Origin of the sequence: Reichenbachiella sp. MSK19-1, from assembly GCF_003590315.1 — a bacterium.
GTDB lineage: Bacteria > Bacteroidota > Bacteroidia > Cytophagales > Cyclobacteriaceae > Reichenbachiella > Reichenbachiella agariperforans.
Genome location: NZ_MIER01000016.1, coordinates 301277 through 318045, shown reverse-complemented (window position 1 = coordinate 318045; position 16769 = coordinate 301277). Strand labels below are relative to the sequence as shown.

The window sequence follows — 16769 nt, the reverse complement described above, 5'->3', positions numbered from 1 at the left end:
TGCATCAATCTTGTTTTGGTTTTTCTCGCTAGGTATAGAATATCCTTTACTTTTATAGGGACGAAAAATTAGAACTGTCCCAGAGGACTAGACCAAACGATAGATGAAAGATTTTGATATCACCAGACCTGACAAACTACTATTTACAGGACTGAAAACCCTAGTGAGCCTACCACTTACACTATATACGGATCAAAAAACCAAGGCGAAGGAAACAGGTAAGGTCGCCTTCATCGGGAAGAAAAAAGTAGAAGAAGTCACCGTACAGCTTTATCAGTATGATGCCAAAATGGTAGACAAAAGAGATGTCGAAGGCCCGATGGATTATGCTGCTGCGTTTTCGAATCAGAAAGTCAGCTGGGTCAATGTTTACGGTCTCCATGATGTTGATATTATCGAAAAGATAGGCAAGAACCTCAAACTCGACCGGATCACACAGCGTCAGATTCTGGATACTACGTTGCGGCCAAAGGTGGATGAGTATGATACTTACTTGTTTTTTAGCATCAAGTCTATCCTAAAGGATGGGGAAGAAAGCCTGAAAGTAGAGCAGTTGTCTTTCGTGCTGGGAAGAGATTATGTCGTTTCGTTTCAGGAGGAAGAGGGAGACCACTTTGATCACATCAGAAATAAAATCGTGGAGAAGTTAGGTCTGATTCGTACCCGAAAGGCAGATTTTCTAGTTTGTCAGTTGCTCGATGCGATTTTGGACAACTACTACGAGACCATCGAGTGGATCAATACCAAGGTAGAGCGGCTCGAAAAGCGGGTCTTTGATAATCCCACGCAGGACATTATCGTAGAGATGGAGCATCTCAAACAGCTCTCCCAAACCATCAAAAAATCATTGACACCATTCAAAGACGCACTTCGTGCAATATCTAGCCGTGAGTCTGTATTCATCGCTAAATCTACGCACAAGTATTACATGGACTTGATGAGTAGCTGTGAAGGCGCTATTGAAGAAATCAGCTCAACGGTCAACTCGCTAGACAGTTTGAGTAATATCTATTTTTCGTCTCTGAGTCAAAAAATGAATGAGACGATGAAGGTACTCACGACTGTGGCAACCATTTTTATCCCGCTGACGTTCATCGCAGGGGTATATGGAATGAACTTCGAATACATGCCTGAGCTGAAATTTCGCTATGGATATCAAGCGGTATGGGGAGTGATGGGATTGACATTTGTCGGTATGTTCATTTATTTCAAACGCAAAAATTGGTTGTAATCAACCGGCAGATCTAAACTATACTTAAAATGGGAAAACAACTCGCGCAGCTTACGCCTGCTTTGGAAGAGTTTATTGCAGCACAAAAAATATTTTTTGTAGGCACAGCTATGGCCGAAGGACGAGTCAATATTTCGCCCAAGGGAATGGATTCGTTTCGCGTCCTGAGCCCATCCAAAATCATTTGGCTCAACCTCACGGGTAGTGGGAATGAAACAGCAACACATCTGCTAGAGCGTGATCGGATGACGATCATGTTTTGCGCCTTTGAGGGGAAGCCTCTGATTCTGCGACTCTATGGTCATGCCAAAATTTTTCATCCCCGAGATGAAGGTTATGGTGCATATATTGGGCAATTCCCTGAGATTAAGGGATCTCGTCAGATCATAGAGATGGAGATCGATCTCGTACAGGCCTCATGTGGCATGGCTGTACCTTTCATGGATTTCAAAGAAGAGCGAACCGAATTGGAGGTGTATTGGCAAAAGCAAGGAGACGAACGCATACATACTTATTGGGAAGAAAAGAATACGACTAGCCTCGATGGTCATGAGACGAAGATACTTGGCTAAAAACCGTAGTTAGTTGCTTTGACATTACGTGAGTATTATGATTTTCTGTCTTTTGACAATTCGTTGGTGAATTTGTGGCGTTGAGACTAATTTCATGGTTTAAACAAGAAACTCATGATACGACACAGTTATTGGTTCATATTTGTAATATTGGTTTTAGGGTGTAAAGAAAATAACCCTCAATCTGATAATGGCTTTGAGGACTCAACGGCTCAGGAATTAACTATATTTTTTGTCAATGACCCTCATGGACAAATAGACAATTTTGCCAAAGTGAAAGCATTGGTAGATGCTGAAAGGAACGAAGGAAATACTTTGCTGCTATGCGGAGGGGATATTTTTTCGGGAAACCCTATCGTGGATCAGCATGTAGAGAAAGGTTCTCCCATGATCGACCTAATGAACCGGTCGGGGTTCAATGCCAGTGTGATTGGCAACCATGAGTTTGACTATGGGCCTGAAGTCCTAAAGGAACGAATGGCACAGGCGGAGTTTGAGTGGGTATGTGCCAACATAGATGTGCAGGATTCTGGGTTGACACAGCCAGACGACTATGTGACCTTCGAGGTGGGAAGTCTCAAAATCACAGTGTTAGGCTTAGTAGAGACTGGGGGAAAACCAGATGGGGTTATACCATCATCTCACCCTTGGAGAGTTGCTGACTTTTCTTTTCAGCACTTTTATGACATTGTAGGAGAGTTTTCGGATTTGAAAACCACCGAGGACGCAGATATGTATATTGCCCTCACGCATCTAGGGTCTAGTTCTGATCGATATTTAGCAGAGAATTTTCCTTATTTTGATTTGATCATTGGAGGACACTCTCACCAGATTATTAATGAAGAGGTGTCGGGCATACCGATTGTGCAAAGTGGGTCCTATTTGGCTAATCTTGGAAGAATAGATCTTACAATCGAGAACAAAACCGTCGTGGAATATGAAGTGTCATTTATCAGTTTAGCGGACGAGCAACCCATTGATGAAGACTTACAAAGTATTATATCGAGTTATAATGAAGCGCCAGATTTAGATGAAGTCGTTGGTTTTTCTGCTGTAGACCATACAGGTACAGAGACAGGGTGTTTTTATACCGATGCGTTGAGAGATTACATGCAGGTTGATTTTTCGATTCAAAACGGTGGTGGTGTACGGTCCACTATTGATAAGGGAGAGATTACTCGTTTAGAAATATTCGAGGTAGACCCGTTCAATAACGGGAGTGTGGTTTTCACTAAATCAGTGGCAGAGATCAAGGAGTTTTTGATCGGTACAGGTGATGGGTTTCACATGAGTGGAATTACTGTGAATGGAGAATGTGAAGGACTATGCATTTATGATGCTGCTGGAGTAGAATTGGAGGATGATGTGATTTTAACCCTCGGAATGAATGATTATATCGCGGCAGTATATGACAGTTACTTTGCCTTAGAGGATGCTGAAGTCCGAGAGCTGACTACCGCAGAGTCTATTTTGGCCTATCTCAAATCATATGAAGGAACCATTGACTATGATGGTTGTAATCAATATCAGTCTGCTGATTAGGATATAAAAAAAGGTCTAAGAACATTGTGTTCTTAGACCTTTTTTGTGGTGTTGATTTATTTTTAAGACTGTCTTGACCGTCTTCTTCTGAATGGTTTTTTGTTACCACCTCCACTGTTGGAATTGTTAGTATTTCCTCCACCACCATTTCCATTTCCACGACGGTTGTGCTGCCCTTTGTTCTGTGGCTTTTTGCTAGCACCTTTTGGTGGTGCTGTTTCGGTGGGCTCGAACCCTTCAATGATTTCTGCTCCTAGGCTTTGGCCAAGCAGTTTTTCGATATCGCGTAGGTATTCGATTTCATCAATACTGACGAGGGAAATAGCCTCACCGTTGGCGCCAGCTCTACCTGTACGTCCGATTCTATGTACATAGTCTTCGGGTACGTTAGGGAGTTCAAAGTTGATGACGTGTGGGAGTAGAGGAATATCCAACCCACGGGCTGCGATATCTGTCGCTACGAGTACTCGGACAGTTCCTTTTTTGAATCCATCGAGAGCCTTGGTACGTGCTCCTTGACTTTTGTTGCCATGTATGGCTGCTGAGCTAATCCCTTTTTTCACGAGTACTTCACTGAGGCGATTGGCTTTGTGTTTTGTTCGGGTGAAAATCAGCACCTGGTGCCAGTCTCCTTCTGTGATCATTTTGATGACTACAGCTGGTTTCTGCTTTTGATCGACACGGTAGGCTTTTTGAATAACTTTTTCTGCTGTAGTATTTTCTGGTGTAGCCTCTACCAAGACAGGGTTGTGTAGCATGGCACTGGCCAGCTTTTTGATCTCCTTGGAGAAGGTAGCTGAGAAAAGCAGGTTTTGTCTACGCTCTGGCAACAAGTTGATTATTTTTTTGATATCCCGAGAGAACCCCATGTCGAGCATGCGGTCTGCTTCGTCGAGTACCATGATCTCTACTTTGTCCAGCGAAAACACCTTCTGGTTGTGTAGATCTAGTAGACGACCTGGTGTTGCGACCAATACATCTACGCCCCTGTTGAGTGTTTTGATCTGAGGACCAGCATTGACCCCACCGAATATAACGGTAGAGCGGAGGTCGGTGTACGTACTGTATTCACGTACATTTTCGTATACCTGAGCAGCTAGCTCACGCGTGGGCGTGAGGATCAATGCACGTACAGGCCGGTTGCGTAGTTGCTGACCTTGGTTTAGAATTTGTAAGAGTGGGAGGGTAAACCCTGCCGTCTTACCTGTACCTGTCTGAGCGGAGGCCAAGACGTCTTTTCTTTCTAGTATTTTTGGAATTGCTTTTTCCTGAATAGGAGATGGGCTCGTATAGCCCTTTTTGGTGATCGCCTCTAATATTTTATCAGAGAGACCTAGTTTTTCAAATGACATATAATCTGTTAATGAAATGACCATTCATTACAAATATCATTTCGTTGTTAAGCTGCAAAGGTACGCTTTAAGTTTCGTATAAAATGATAATGTTTCCATTTCTAGTTGTCATACATTATTTGTGATCGCTGATTCGGATCAAAAGAAATGGTCTTAAATTGCCTTTGATAATAGATAGCCATGAAAGCAGCCACAGTCAGAGAACTCAAACAAGTACTAAAAGAAAAGTCAGAAACCGAACTGATGGAGCTGTGCTTGCAGCTATCTCGCTTCAAAAAGGAGAACAAAGAGCTCCTGACCTACCTCTTGTATGAGGCACAAGATGAGGCATCCTATATCGAAAGTGTGAAGCTGGAGATGGATGAATTGTTTGCCGAAATCAACAACGCTAGTTACTACTATATCAACAAAAGTGCGCGTAAGATTCTGCGGCTAACCAAAAAATATATACGCTATTCGAAGAAAAAGGAGACCGAGGTGGAGTTGTTAACTTACTACTGCCAATCGCTAATTGACTTTGATCCTCCGCTGCAGCGCAATACCACGCTATTCAATATCTATCAACGCCAAATGACAGCTATTCGAAAATCCGTAGCTACGCTACATGAAGACCTTCAGTATGACTACACGGTGATTTTGGACCGAATGGTGTGAAATTGACTGGTGAGCACAATTTGCTTAAATTGCAGCCATATAGTTTAATATTGAAATATCTATGATTGTAGTATTTGTGCTCATGTTGCTTCTATTCGCTGGGATAGGAGTTGGTTCTTCTATTCAAAAACAAAAAAACACCAAAGATTATCTGCTCGCAGGTCAGGATGTGAAACCTTGGCTGGTAGCTCTCTCTGCTGTAGCGACTAACAACAGTGGTTATATGTTTATCGGGATGATAGGCTATACTTATGTGGCAGGACTAGAGTCTGTCTGGTTGATGGTGGGCTGGATATTGGGAGATTTTATGGGTTCGATGCTCGTGTATGGTAAGCTGCGTGACTTGAGCGCCAAGTACAATATTCTGAGTTTTGGAAGTTTAATCGCTAATCATGAGGGTAAGATTATAAAGAGTATACGTCTACTGAGTGGGCTGATCAGTTTTGTGTTTTTGAGCACGTATGCTGCAGCTCAGTTTAGTGCTGGAGGAAAGGCACTGGCGGTGACATTGCACTGGGATCAATGGATTGGCGTGGTTTCGGGGGCTGTTTTGGTGCTATTGTATTGTTTTTCGGGGGGAATACGGGCTTCAATCTGGACGGATGCTGCACAGTCGATCGTGATGTTTATCGCTATGGGGACTTTGCTATACTATGCGGTGGATTATAGTGGAGGCTGGACCGAAACCATTAGTAGCCTGAGAGAAGTCAAAGTAGGCTATATGAGTCTTTTTAATCCCGAAATGACTTTATCAGCCTCACTATTGGTGGCGGTCGGTTGGTTGTTTGCAGGGTTTGGAGTCGTCGGTCAGCCGCACATCATGGTACGCTATATGACGCTCGATAGTACAAAGAATATCAAAAAAGTAAGGATGTATTACTACTCATGGTTTACGGGATTTTATGCCTTGGCCATAGGCGTAGGGCTGTTGTCTCGTATCGTACTGACAGGTGAAGGTGATTTCGATCCTGAGTTAGCACTTCCGATGATGTCGATGCGGTTGCTGCCCGACTATTTAGTGGGGATTATGCTAGCAGGGATATTTGCCGCGACGATTTCTACAGCTGATTCTCTAGTGATCAGTTGTACTTCCTCGTTATCCAATGACATCTTTCCGCAGTTCAAGAACAGTTATCGCATCAGCAAGCTGTTTACGATAGGGATTACGCTATTTGCAGTGGGTATATCATTGTATGGGCATAGCAGTGTCTTTGAGATCGTGATTTATGCTTGGGCGGTATTGGGAACGGTGTTTGGGCCTGTGATCACGATGCGTATGCTCAACAAGCCCGTCAATGCAAATACGACACTGGCGATGATGATCTCGGCTGGGGTAGTTACGCTAGGCTGGAATTTTATTGGTTGGGGAAGTATTGTCTATGAAATGATGCCAGGGATCATCACAGGGTTTGCAGTGTATTTTATCTCTAGAATTGGAGCTAAGAGTCAAGACAACTAGAGCTTAGTATCAAAATTTTTTACGTTGATGCGTGGACTCATCAATCAATTAGAAATGAATAGCCCTGTCAGCGTGTAGCACGCTGACAGGGCTATTTTTTTAGAAGGCTAAAACTTGGCCACCCATGCTTTGATTCCGCTCATGATCATCTCTATGGAGAAGGTACCGATCAACAGTGCAGCGACTCGACCGATGATATCGATGTATTTGAGCAGTAACGCTTCGTTCTTCTTTTTTACTTTGGTGTAAAGTTCTTTGAGGAGGATTACTGTGGTGATGCAGACGACTAATGATACCAATATAATACCAATGGCGGGGGCGTAATCTAGCCTTTGACCTACGATGATACTCGCACTGATGGTGCCAGGCCCTACCATGATAGGCATGACGATACCACCTTGTACATATTTGGGCTCTCCACGGAGGCTTTTGATTGCTTTGTTACCATCGAATACATATTTGATCCCTGTGATTAAAAAGATAATCCCACCGAAAATCTGGAAGGAGGCAAAGTCAGCTTTGAACAGCGTATTAAAGATTTCATTGCCTAGTACAGCGAAAATCACATAACATCCACCACTGATTATACCAGCACGGATTAGTACCGTCGCGAAGGTTTTGGAGTCGAGCTCCTCGATTAGGTCTATGAGATAGACGATAAGCAAGAAGGGGTTGAGCATGAAAAGCATAAGTCCCAAAGAGTCGTAAAATGCGTCGTTGAGCATGTGTCTGTTGTTTAATGATACAAGTGTGAAGTTATAAAAAAAGGTTTACGGAGTGAGTAATGTTCAATCCGTAAACCTTTCGTAAATGTATTCTAGAGCTTGCTATTCGCTTACCTATGTCCAATAAAATCTGGTCGTGGCTTGGTGCCCCCGAATGGCTGCTCTAATCGGTTTGACTCGGCATTGAGTACGAAGAAGATATTTCTCCGTGGCAGTGGCGTGATGTTGCCATTAGAGCCATGTAACGTGTTACAGTCGAACAGAATCAAAGATCCAGGAGGACATTCAGCTACTACGATTCCATTTTCATTATAGCATTTGATGAGGCTTTCCTGATCAGGCACACCGTATTCCTGTTTGCGTAGCGAGTCTTTGTAGTGCTCCTCTGGTGTTTCGCCGATGCAGCTCACGAATCTTTTGTGTGAACCAGGGATCAGCATCAGAGACCCGTTGTAACTTTTGTTTTCTGTCATAGTGATCAGACAACTGATAGCACGCATGCGAGGCATACCATCTTCTACATGCCAAGTCTCGAAATCAGAATGCCAGTAGAATTCTTTCCCTTTGAATCCTGGTTTGGCGTTGATTCTAGCCTGATGTACGTAGGTTTTGTCGTCTAACAAGTACTCTACCTTGTCCTTGATCCGTGGATCGTTGGTCAGTGCTTTGTATTTGTCGCTAAACTTGTGTGCAGCGAATATGGATCGAACGGTTCGGCTTTCTGGTTCTTTGATGAACTCTTGTTTGGCCGACAGGATAGGGTCATTCCCTAGTCGTTCGAACTCTTCGTTGTACTGATCTATTTCCTCTTGAGAGAAAACACTGTTGATGATTAAAAATCCGTCGCGTTCAAAACTGTCGATTTGCTCTCTTGTTAATGCATCGGTTCTTTTGTCCTTGGCATATACGACAGGATCTTGTCTGTCTATCCACCGAGCTGTTGCCTGGGTACGTGACGGATACAAGTCTTCTATTACCATAGTTGTTTTTAATTTAAAACCTCATCTTCCTCGACGATCGAGTAGCTGCCATCGGGGTTATGTTTTTCTTGCCCAGTGACGGGAGGATTGAACACACACATGACGGTCATTTCGGAGATTCCTTCTAAAATATGTTTGTCATTTTCGTTGAGGGCATACATGGTGCCAGGTTTGATATCCCAAGACTCGCCACTGGCAAGTGCTGTGATTTTGCCTTCTCCCTTGACACAGTACACTGCTTCAAAATGATTTTTATAATGCATTTCGAGTTTGGCACCTTCCTCGATGATGGTCTCATGAAATGAAAAACCCATCTTATCTTTTTTCAAAAGATACCTTCTACTCGTCCAGCCATCAGATTTCACCTCATTGCCTGATGCTTGGATTTCCTCTAATGTTCTTACTATCATACTAATTCTACTTTATTTATGCTTTGTACAGCTTGTTCAAAAATTTTAATTCCTTCGTTGAGATAATTGTCATGAATGTTTAGCGGAGGCAAAAATTTGATAATGTTGCCATTAGAGCCACAGGTTTCGATGATCAGTCCATTGTCAAATGCCTCAGCAGTAATACTACTGGCTGTTTCTGCATCGGTACACTCTACCGCAGCGATGAGCCCCTTACCTCTGACATCTGTGATGATCTCTTTATGGTCTTCACCTATTTGCTTCAATATTCTGAGCAGTTTGCTCGACTTGGCTAGTGTTTCTTTGGTGAATTCATCGTCCTTCCAGTACTTGATGATGGCCTCTGCCGCTGTGACAAATGCGAGGTTGTTTCCTCTAAATGTCCCTGTGTGCTGACCAGGCTTCCAATCATCGATCTCTGGTTTGATCAGTAGCAGTGACATAGGTAGTCCGTACCCACTCAGTGATTTAGACAGTGTCACCATGTCTGGGTAGATACCGGCATCTTCGAAACTGAAGAAGTTACCTGTACGACCACAACCTACCTGAATATCATCTACGATCATCAAGATGTCATGTTTTTCGGTGATTCTTCTGAGCTTTTGAAGCCATTCTTTTGGAGCAATGTTCACACCGCCCTCTCCCTGGATAGTCTCCAGAATGATTGCCGCTGGAATATCTGTACCACTACCTGAGTCACTTAGGATTTTGTCCAAATAGTCTGCCGAGTCAAAATCTCCATCTAAGAAGCCATAGTATGGGATAAAGGTCGTGAACTGGTTAAGTTCATTTTCCAATCCTTTTCTATAATGTGCATTGGCCGTTAGCCTCAGTGCACCCTTGCTATGACCATGGTAGCCATTGGTGAAGGTAATGATGTTGGTACGGCCCGTTACGATCTGAGCTAGTTTGATGGCTGCTTCTACCGTATTGGTACCTGTTGGCCCTGTGAATTGCATCTTGTACTTCAATTCTCTGGGTTCGAGGATGTATTTGTTGAAGATGTTGATGAAATGCTCTTTGGCCTCTGTTGAAAGGTCCAGTCCATGGGTTACACCATTTTTGTCGATGTAATCCATTAGTTTCATTTTGAAGAACGGGTTATTGTGACCGTAGTTCAGTGCGCCAGCTCCTGCCAAGAAATCAATATACTGCTTGTGATCCGTATCGTGAATAACTGCACCGTTGGCGCTAGTGAATGTAACGGGAAAGCTTCTGCTGTACCCTCTTACATTTGATTCGTGTTTTTTTACCTGTTCCATTATTTTTTAATAGTTCAATTTCCCGATGTTGTATATGTATTCTGACTCATGACTGTCGTTGAAGTCATCAGCCGCTATGTACATTTCTTTGTCAATAGATGCCCCGTAGGACTTGGCTATTGATTTGAAAAGTGCTTGCGACCCCAGATTGTCGTCTGAAATGGTCGCCTGTAAGTATTCGAATTTTTTGTCTTGATTGTCTAGGACGAATTGTAGCATCTTTTTGGCCATCCCTCTTTTTTGTATCAAGGGGTCAGTACATATCTGCCAAGCGAATAGTGTATTGGCTTGATCTTGACGAGGCAGACAAGAGGCAAATCCTAAAATACCAGAATGATCCGGTGAGGTAATGATCGCACAATGATCCTGATAGAGATCTGCTAGCATAAAGTAGCAGTACTCTGAGTTGAGGTCTAGATTACCTGTGCGTTTGATAAGTTTCCAAATTTCTTTTCCATCTGTAATTTGAGGTTTCCCAATTTTTAGATTCATGAATGTTTCGGCTTGAATTCTCCGTCTTGATTAATTGTGATTTCTGGTTCGCCTACCACATTTTCACCACTAGCTAAGATAGGACTAGAGTCCACATCCTCTGCCTCGATCGCTGTGATCAACAGCCCTAACGAATCGAGAATTTTTTTTCGCTCGTCTGGTGAAAGGTCTGATAAGTTGTTTTCCAGTTTTTTATGTAAAAACATGGGTGAGTTGGAGAGTATCTCTTCTCCCATTTTGGTCATTTCTATCTTGATAATACGTCGATCTTTGTCAGACCTGACACGTTCTACCATGAGCCGGGACTCTAGCTGATCTATGATATTGGTTAGCATGCTCGGCGATAGATTCAGCATCTTGCCCAGATCCGAAATCGATCGAGGCCCGTATTCGCTCAAATAGTTGAGGCAGGTCAACTGTGAGGAATTGAGTCCGATTTGCTCTTTCAATCTGTTAGAGTAAATGTCAACGGCTCGTATGATTTTTCTGATGCTTGCGATAATTTCTTGTTCGATCTTCACTGTGTTTTTAAATTGGTGTATGTTTTACTATGCAAAATAGTACACCACTGAAACTTTTGCAAAGGTAAAAGATTCAGTACAATTAAAAATATTTTAGTTGTGAAATATTAATTGTTGAATTTTATAATGCTGATTGAATATTTCAAATCAAAGAAATAAGAGAGATAGCCGTGATTTGGTGAAAAAAGTTTTTTTGCTGTGATTTTGGAGCAGTTGCTGCGAATAATGGTATGTCAGCTGAATCTTCGTTTCTTGAAAAGAAAAATAAGAATGTCCAGCGACTGTATTATACTAAGTCAAACTATATGAAATCAGATAGAGAAGCTTTTTTGGAGATGCTCGAATCTCATAAACGGATCATCTTTAAGATATGCCATAGCTACTGTAGAGATTCAGAGGATCAAAAGGACCTTGTACAAGAAGTGATCGTCCAATTATGGAATAGTTATCACAAGTATGATGATAGGTTCAAGCGATCTACTTGGGTCTACCGCATTGCGTTAAACGTGGCAATCTCTGCTTATCGAAAAAAAATCACAAGAAACAAGCATTTTGACCGAATGGAAGAGGCTTCATTCGTGGATATAAAGACTACAGATGAAGATGAGCAGGACGAAAATATTCTGCGTCTCAATCAGTTTATCGCTGAACTGGATGAGCTAAATCGCGCACTGATGATCCTCTACCTAGATGATCACAGTCATGATGAAATCGCTAGTATACTCAACATCAGTGTGAGTAATGTAGGCACTAAAATCAATCGCATAAAACAAAAAATCAAACGAGAATGGACGCAAAGATAGAATTGGAAAATTTGAAATCGACTTGGGCTACTGTAGAAGCCAAATTGGACAGAAACTGGAAGCTTAACCTCAAGGTGATTCGAGAGGGTAATTTGGAGAAGGTCAGGGATAAAATGAAAAACCTACTTAGAGTCAAGGTGATAACTTTCACTTTTTACTTAATCGGAGGGCTTTGTTTTGCTGGGTTTGGTATCCAGCATGCAGCGCAGTGGTATATGGCACTAACAGGCGGGGTGTTCACTTTGTGGGCGGTATTAGTTTGTTTTACTTCGGTTAGAGAAATTGAGTTGATTATGAAGCTTGATTATACGGCTCCAGTGATAGAATTACAAAGACAATTGGCCACCCTGCGGACGACTATTATTCGGTATTTTCGAGTAGGTGTTTGGGTCTTTCCTCTCTATATGGGTTGGGTTATCATGGCTTTTCAGGTATTTTTTGGGGTTGATATCATTGCGGTAGCTGACCAGACATGGCTCTATAGTCAGCTTGGTTTTACCGTCGTTTTTATGTTTCCACTAGCCCTATGGATGCATAGCAAATTGATTCCTGAAAATGCAGACAAGAAATGGATGCAGAGACTTCTCCAAGGCAACGGGAGTCAGGTGGCTGGTGCACAGGCTTTTTTGGGTGAGATCAGGGAGTTTGAGGAGGAGGAGCAATAGACTTTGTTTTATTTCCTAGCAGACTAACCTATGGATATTTCATTGAAGCAATGGGAAAATGAACGACTAGCCGTTATTTTACATTGAATCTAAATAACGGCTGGCCATGACCCAAACCAAAAAGACAGATACGCAAGCCAAGAGGAAAGTATGGATGGTGTTTTTGATTTCCGCACTGATTACGGGCTGTATCTGCTATGTGAGCTACGAGAGCTTTGTGACGCTGACAGGATCGATTGATCAGTTGAGTAAACCAGATCAGCGAGTGGAACTGATCAATGAGACGTTTCAGGAGATTGTAGAGGCAGAGAACAATATTCAGTCTTTCATCCTCAGTAACGATCCGAAACTCGAAAAACAATATTTGTTGCATAGCCGAGCGGCCAAACAGAAAATCAGAAGTTTAAAGGTTCGTCTACAATCTGATAGTGTACAATATGCCCGAGTGGACTCTTTAGAAACACTCTTCGATACCAAGATGCTCAATCTAGAGGCTTTCCTCAAAATAAAGAACAGACGCCAACAGGCCATCTATACCGGAGAGGCTTTGGATGAGATTCAAAAGCAACTCAAAGACTCTACATTATCTGAGCGTCAACTGCTGCGACAGGAGTTGTTTGATGGGGAGTTCGTACCTGTCGAGCGTCAGCATATTGAGATCGTGGAGGAAGAGACAAAGGGGCTGAAGGGTTTTTTTCGAAAGATAGTAGGCGCAGAAAATACTCGAGTGGATACTGTCACGACGGTGGAAGAGGAACTACGGTTGGCCAAAATTATTCGTGTAGACACGAGTATTGTTAAAGACAACCGTGCCGATACTACCCTACAAGAAGTCAAAACCATTCTCAACGAAGTGCTCAAAAAAGAAAAAAGAGTAAAGCGTCAGATGTCGTCTCAAGAACTGGCAATGCTCCGTCAGGACATGGTTTTCATTTCTAGTATTCGATCCATCATCGGCGAGCTCAAAGAGAAAGAAAAGAAAGAGTCTGCTATTAGCAACGAAAAAGCAACGGAGTCCGCAGCACGTTCTACTTTGTTTATCATTTCTACAGGTTTTGTAGGATTAATGATGAGCGCTGCTTTTTTATTCTTAATCCTAAAGGATATTACGGGCTCATTTTTCTATCGAAATCAGTTAGAGAAGGAAAAAAACAGAGCGGAAAAATTAGCACAGGCCAAGGAGGATTTTCTCTCCAATATGAGTCACGAAATCCGCACACCGCTACAGAGTATCAAGGGTTTTTCGGAGCTTATCGCCCAGACGAACTTGGATGACAAACAAGCGAAGTTTCTCAAGGCAATCCGATATTCGAATGATTACCTCTCCGAGTTGATCAGTGACGTATTGGATCAGGCAAAGATCGAAGCAGGCATGTTAGAATTAGACAAACGGCCCTTCGATATGCAGCTCATCATGGAGGAGCTGGAGACGATCTATGGCAAGGTGTGCGAACAAAAGGGAATAGCACTGAAGGGGAGTATATCTGGACTGCAGGGGGTCAAGCTGTTAGGAGATGCTGTTCGTCTCAAACAAGTACTGATCAACCTACTTAGTAATGCCATCAAGTTTACCAAAGAAGGTACGATCGATCTAGAGGTAGCCGGGACGGAAAAAGGAAATATGATGGATTTGTCCATTATAGTACGAGATACAGGAGCGGGGATATCCAAAGAAATGCAGCAAGTGATATTTGACCAGTTTACACAGGAGGTCAATGCAGAATCTCAAAACTATCGAGGAACTGGACTGGGGCTGTCAATTGCCAAAAATCTGATAGAGGCTATGGGAGGCGAAGTAGGTTTGATCAGCGAACTGGGGGAGGGTTCCACCTTTACGTTATCACTGAGTTTACCCTACTTAGAAGAGGAGGAGTCACAGCTCTCTTTGGTTTCGGATGACCAAATGGCGTCTCGGTTTGCAGTGAAAGTTATGGTTGTGGAGGATGACGATTGGAACGGTACGTTGTTGCGTGAAATATTACTGCAGCATGTAGAAGAGGTTTTCTTGTTTCAACAAGCGGCAGAGGCTTTGGTGTTTTTGCAATCACGGTCGCAGGAGGTGAATCTCATCTTTTCAGATATTAAAATGGCTGGAATGGATGGCGTGGCTTTTCTGTCCCAGTTACGAACAGAGCAGATCCATATCCCAGTGATTGCGCTGACTGCTCATGTGCAGATGGATAAATTGGAGGCGCTAAAAGCCGAGGGGTTTGATCAGGTATTTAGCAAACCCTACGATGCAGCGGATATTCAAAGCATTTTGAGTAACTACTTTGAATTATCAGACCGTGAGGAGGAAAGCACTGTTGTCTTGGAAACGAAAAAAGACAAGGTATCAAGGTTTGACTATTCCATCATTAGGAAATTTGCTGGAGGAAATGAAGAAACCTTTCAGCGACTACTCGCCTCATTGCTCACGAATAATGAGCGTCAACTAGTCGACTATCAGGTCTATCTGGATGCAGCTGATGCGACCCAACTCGGAGAGTTAGCCCATCAGATGAAAACGACATACGACAATCTAGGTCTACCACTGATCAGTGAATCTCTAGCAAGTATCGAGTTGCATGAGCAGCTCGGCCAGACGGATCGTGCTGTGACGAGTGCTCGTGAGCTACAGGCAGAGTTGGCGACTGTCCTAGATGAGCTACGTCAGGATCTTAAATCTCAATTTGATATTTCGTGAGTTTATTGTAGAGTGTTTTTCTATCAATATTTAGCAGTTTGGCTGTTTTACTCTTGTTGTATTTGGTTTTTTCTAGTGTTTCTAAGATGAGCTGCTTTTCATTTTTTTCTTGCAGTGCCTTCAGATCCGTACCTGTAGTTCCGTTGATGGCGTTTTGGATAGAAGCTGCATTGTCAGCTATTGTATCAGTCGTTGAAAGGACCTCTTCATTGGCCAGTTCGTGTGGTAACTGTGCTGGCGTGATTAATTCGCCAGTACTGAGTAGAACGGCACGCTTGATGACATTTTTCAATTCTCGGAGATTGCCCGGCCAGGAGTAGTGTTGCACGATCGATTGTGCCTCAGCGTCTAGGCCAGTCACCTCTCGTTCTAGTTCGTTACAGGCTTGCCGGAGGAACAACCCGATGTATTCATTGAGGTCTTCTTTTCGCTCGCGTAACGCTGGGATTTTCAGTTCAAATTCGTTTAGCCGATGGAATAGGTCAGTACGAAACTCACTTTGGCTACCAGACACAGCGATGTTTTCGTTGGTGGCAGCAATGATACGAACATCCACGTCTACTTCTTTTTCACTCCCGACACGACGCACTTTTCGCTCCTGTATCACACGCAGTAGCTGCACTTGTACTTCGTAGGGTAGATTGCCGATTTCATCGAGAAAGATGGTGCCTCCATTGGCATTTTCAAAGGCTCCTTTTTTATCCTGTACTGCCCCAGTAAAAGCACCTTTGATGTGTCCAAATAATTCACTTGCGGCGAGTTCCTTGGATAGCACTCCACAGTCCAGTGCGACGAAAGGTGCTTTGGCACGCTTGCTTTTTTCATGGATCATTTTCGCAGCATATTCTTTTCCTGTACCGCTCTCACCGAGGATGAGAACGGTCATTTTAGTAGGAGCGACTAGCTGTAGGTGTTGCCATAGATCGAGCGATTGCGGACTGGTGCCGATTACATATTCGGGTGAGCCAGAGGCTTTTTTGATGGTCTTAGGTTTTGCGGCAGTTGATGTAGTTTTTTCCTGTAATGCTTGACCTATGGTCAGCAGCATTTCGTCGGGGTTCACTGGCTTGGTGATGAACTCAAATGCCCCGAGCTGTATCGAAGTAACGGCTGTCCTGACGTCTGAGTAGTTGGTGATGAGGATTACGGGCATGTCTGGTTTTTCATCCTTGATGATACGAATCAGCTCTAGGCCATCCATATCGGGGAGTTTAAAATCAGTCAAAATCAGATCGATGGATTTGGTCTTGAATGCTGCGAGCGCGGACTGAGAAGAGAAGGCTTGCTCTATCTCGTGATCTTGCCGGCGCAAGTAAGAAGAGAGCATTTCGTTGAATGAAGGATCATCGTCGACAACTAGGATTTTCGCCATAAAATTTTATAACAGGTTTCTTGTCACCAAATATAGAAAAAAG

At 43.1% G+C, this 16769-nt stretch carries 16 protein-coding genes; 8 read left to right on the top strand and 8 right to left on the bottom strand.

Annotated elements, in window-relative coordinates:
- The first annotated feature begins 103 nt into the window (after positions 1-103).
- The 3 genes from corA (at position 104) to BGP76_RS14005 (ending at position 3345) form a co-directional block, all read left to right on the top strand.
- The gene (gene corA / locus BGP76_RS14015; RefSeq protein ID WP_119845151.1) at positions 104-1231 is read left to right on the top strand and encodes a magnesium/cobalt transporter CorA; all 1128 of its coding nucleotides are present in this window, start codon (positions 104-106) and stop codon (positions 1229-1231) included.
- A gap of 29 nt (positions 1232-1260) precedes the next feature.
- The gene (locus tag BGP76_RS14010; RefSeq protein WP_119845150.1) at positions 1261-1803 is read left to right on the top strand and encodes a pyridoxamine 5'-phosphate oxidase family protein; all 543 of its coding nucleotides are present in this window, start codon (positions 1261-1263) and stop codon (positions 1801-1803) included.
- A 114-nt stretch (positions 1804-1917) separates the two neighbouring features.
- Positions 1918-3345 carry a bifunctional UDP-sugar hydrolase/5'-nucleotidase gene (locus BGP76_RS14005; protein WP_119845149.1) on the top strand — a complete coding sequence of 476 codons (1428 nt, stop codon included), beginning with the start codon at positions 1918-1920 and terminating at the stop codon, positions 3343-3345.
- A 62-nt stretch (positions 3346-3407) separates the two neighbouring features.
- Here the strand turns inward: BGP76_RS14005 and BGP76_RS14000 are convergent, their stop codons facing one another.
- Complete coding sequence (locus tag BGP76_RS14000) at positions 3408-4721, bottom strand: DEAD/DEAH box helicase (protein WP_252737265.1); 1314 nt, start codon at positions 4719-4721, stop codon at positions 3408-3410.
- Positions 4722-4877: 156 nt separating this feature from the next.
- On the opposite strand from BGP76_RS14000, the gene BGP76_RS13995 reads away from it, so the two are divergent.
- Both BGP76_RS13995 and BGP76_RS13990 read left to right on the top strand, forming a co-directional pair.
- A complete protein-coding gene (locus tag BGP76_RS13995; RefSeq protein ID WP_119845148.1) occupies positions 4878-5351 on the top strand; it encodes a hypothetical protein in 474 nt (157 codons plus the stop codon).
- 61 nt (positions 5352-5412) lie between these two features.
- The gene (locus BGP76_RS13990; protein WP_119845147.1) at positions 5413-6810 is read left to right on the top strand and encodes a sodium/proline symporter; all 1398 of its coding nucleotides are present in this window, start codon (positions 5413-5415) and stop codon (positions 6808-6810) included.
- A gap of 107 nt (positions 6811-6917) precedes the next feature.
- Here the strand turns inward: BGP76_RS13990 and BGP76_RS13985 are convergent, their stop codons facing one another.
- From BGP76_RS13985 to BGP76_RS13960, 6 genes are all read right to left on the bottom strand, one after another.
- Positions 6918-7535 (bottom strand): MarC family protein, encoded by a 618-nt coding sequence (locus BGP76_RS13985; protein WP_119845146.1) that lies wholly within the window; start codon positions 7533-7535, stop codon positions 6918-6920.
- A 110-nt stretch (positions 7536-7645) separates the two neighbouring features.
- Positions 7646-8515, bottom strand: a complete 870-nt coding sequence (thpD, locus tag BGP76_RS13980; protein ID WP_073121732.1) for an ectoine hydroxylase — start codon at positions 8513-8515, stop codon at positions 7646-7648.
- An 8-nt stretch (positions 8516-8523) separates the two neighbouring features.
- Complete coding sequence (locus BGP76_RS13975) at positions 8524-8925, bottom strand: ectoine synthase (protein ID WP_073121733.1); 402 nt, start codon at positions 8923-8925, stop codon at positions 8524-8526.
- Positions 8922-10187, bottom strand: a complete 1266-nt coding sequence (gene ectB, locus BGP76_RS13970) for a diaminobutyrate--2-oxoglutarate transaminase (RefSeq protein ID WP_119845145.1) — start codon at positions 10185-10187, stop codon at positions 8922-8924. The genes BGP76_RS13975 and ectB overlap by 4 nt, the downstream gene beginning before the upstream one ends.
- Positions 10188-10193: 6 nt before the next feature.
- Positions 10194-10679 (bottom strand): GNAT family N-acetyltransferase, encoded by a 486-nt coding sequence (locus BGP76_RS13965; RefSeq protein WP_073121737.1) that lies wholly within the window; start codon positions 10677-10679, stop codon positions 10194-10196.
- Positions 10676-11200 (bottom strand): MarR family winged helix-turn-helix transcriptional regulator, encoded by a 525-nt coding sequence (locus BGP76_RS13960; protein ID WP_073121739.1) that lies wholly within the window; start codon positions 11198-11200, stop codon positions 10676-10678. Before BGP76_RS13960 ends, BGP76_RS13965 begins: the two co-directional genes overlap by 4 nt.
- Before the next feature lie 305 nt (positions 11201-11505).
- Here BGP76_RS13960 and BGP76_RS13955 point away from each other — a divergent pair, with 305 nt between their 5' ends.
- From BGP76_RS13955 to BGP76_RS13945, 3 genes are all read left to right on the top strand, one after another.
- On the top strand, positions 11506-12003 hold the full coding sequence (locus tag BGP76_RS13955) for an RNA polymerase sigma factor (RefSeq protein ID WP_119845558.1): 498 nt from the start codon (positions 11506-11508) through the stop codon (positions 12001-12003).
- A complete protein-coding gene (locus BGP76_RS13950) occupies positions 11988-12668 on the top strand; it encodes a hypothetical protein (protein WP_119845144.1) in 681 nt (226 codons plus the stop codon). The genes BGP76_RS13955 and BGP76_RS13950 overlap by 16 nt, the downstream gene beginning before the upstream one ends.
- Positions 12669-12774: 106 nt before the next feature.
- On the top strand, positions 12775-15354 hold the full coding sequence (locus BGP76_RS13945) for an ATP-binding protein (protein WP_119845143.1): 2580 nt from the start codon (positions 12775-12777) through the stop codon (positions 15352-15354).
- On the opposite strand, the gene BGP76_RS13940 is transcribed toward BGP76_RS13945, so the two are convergent.
- Positions 15329-16726 (bottom strand): sigma-54 dependent transcriptional regulator, encoded by a 1398-nt coding sequence (locus BGP76_RS13940; protein WP_119845142.1) that lies wholly within the window; start codon positions 16724-16726, stop codon positions 15329-15331. The genes BGP76_RS13945 and BGP76_RS13940 overlap by 26 nt on opposite strands.
- Positions 16727-16769 lie beyond the last annotated feature (43 nt).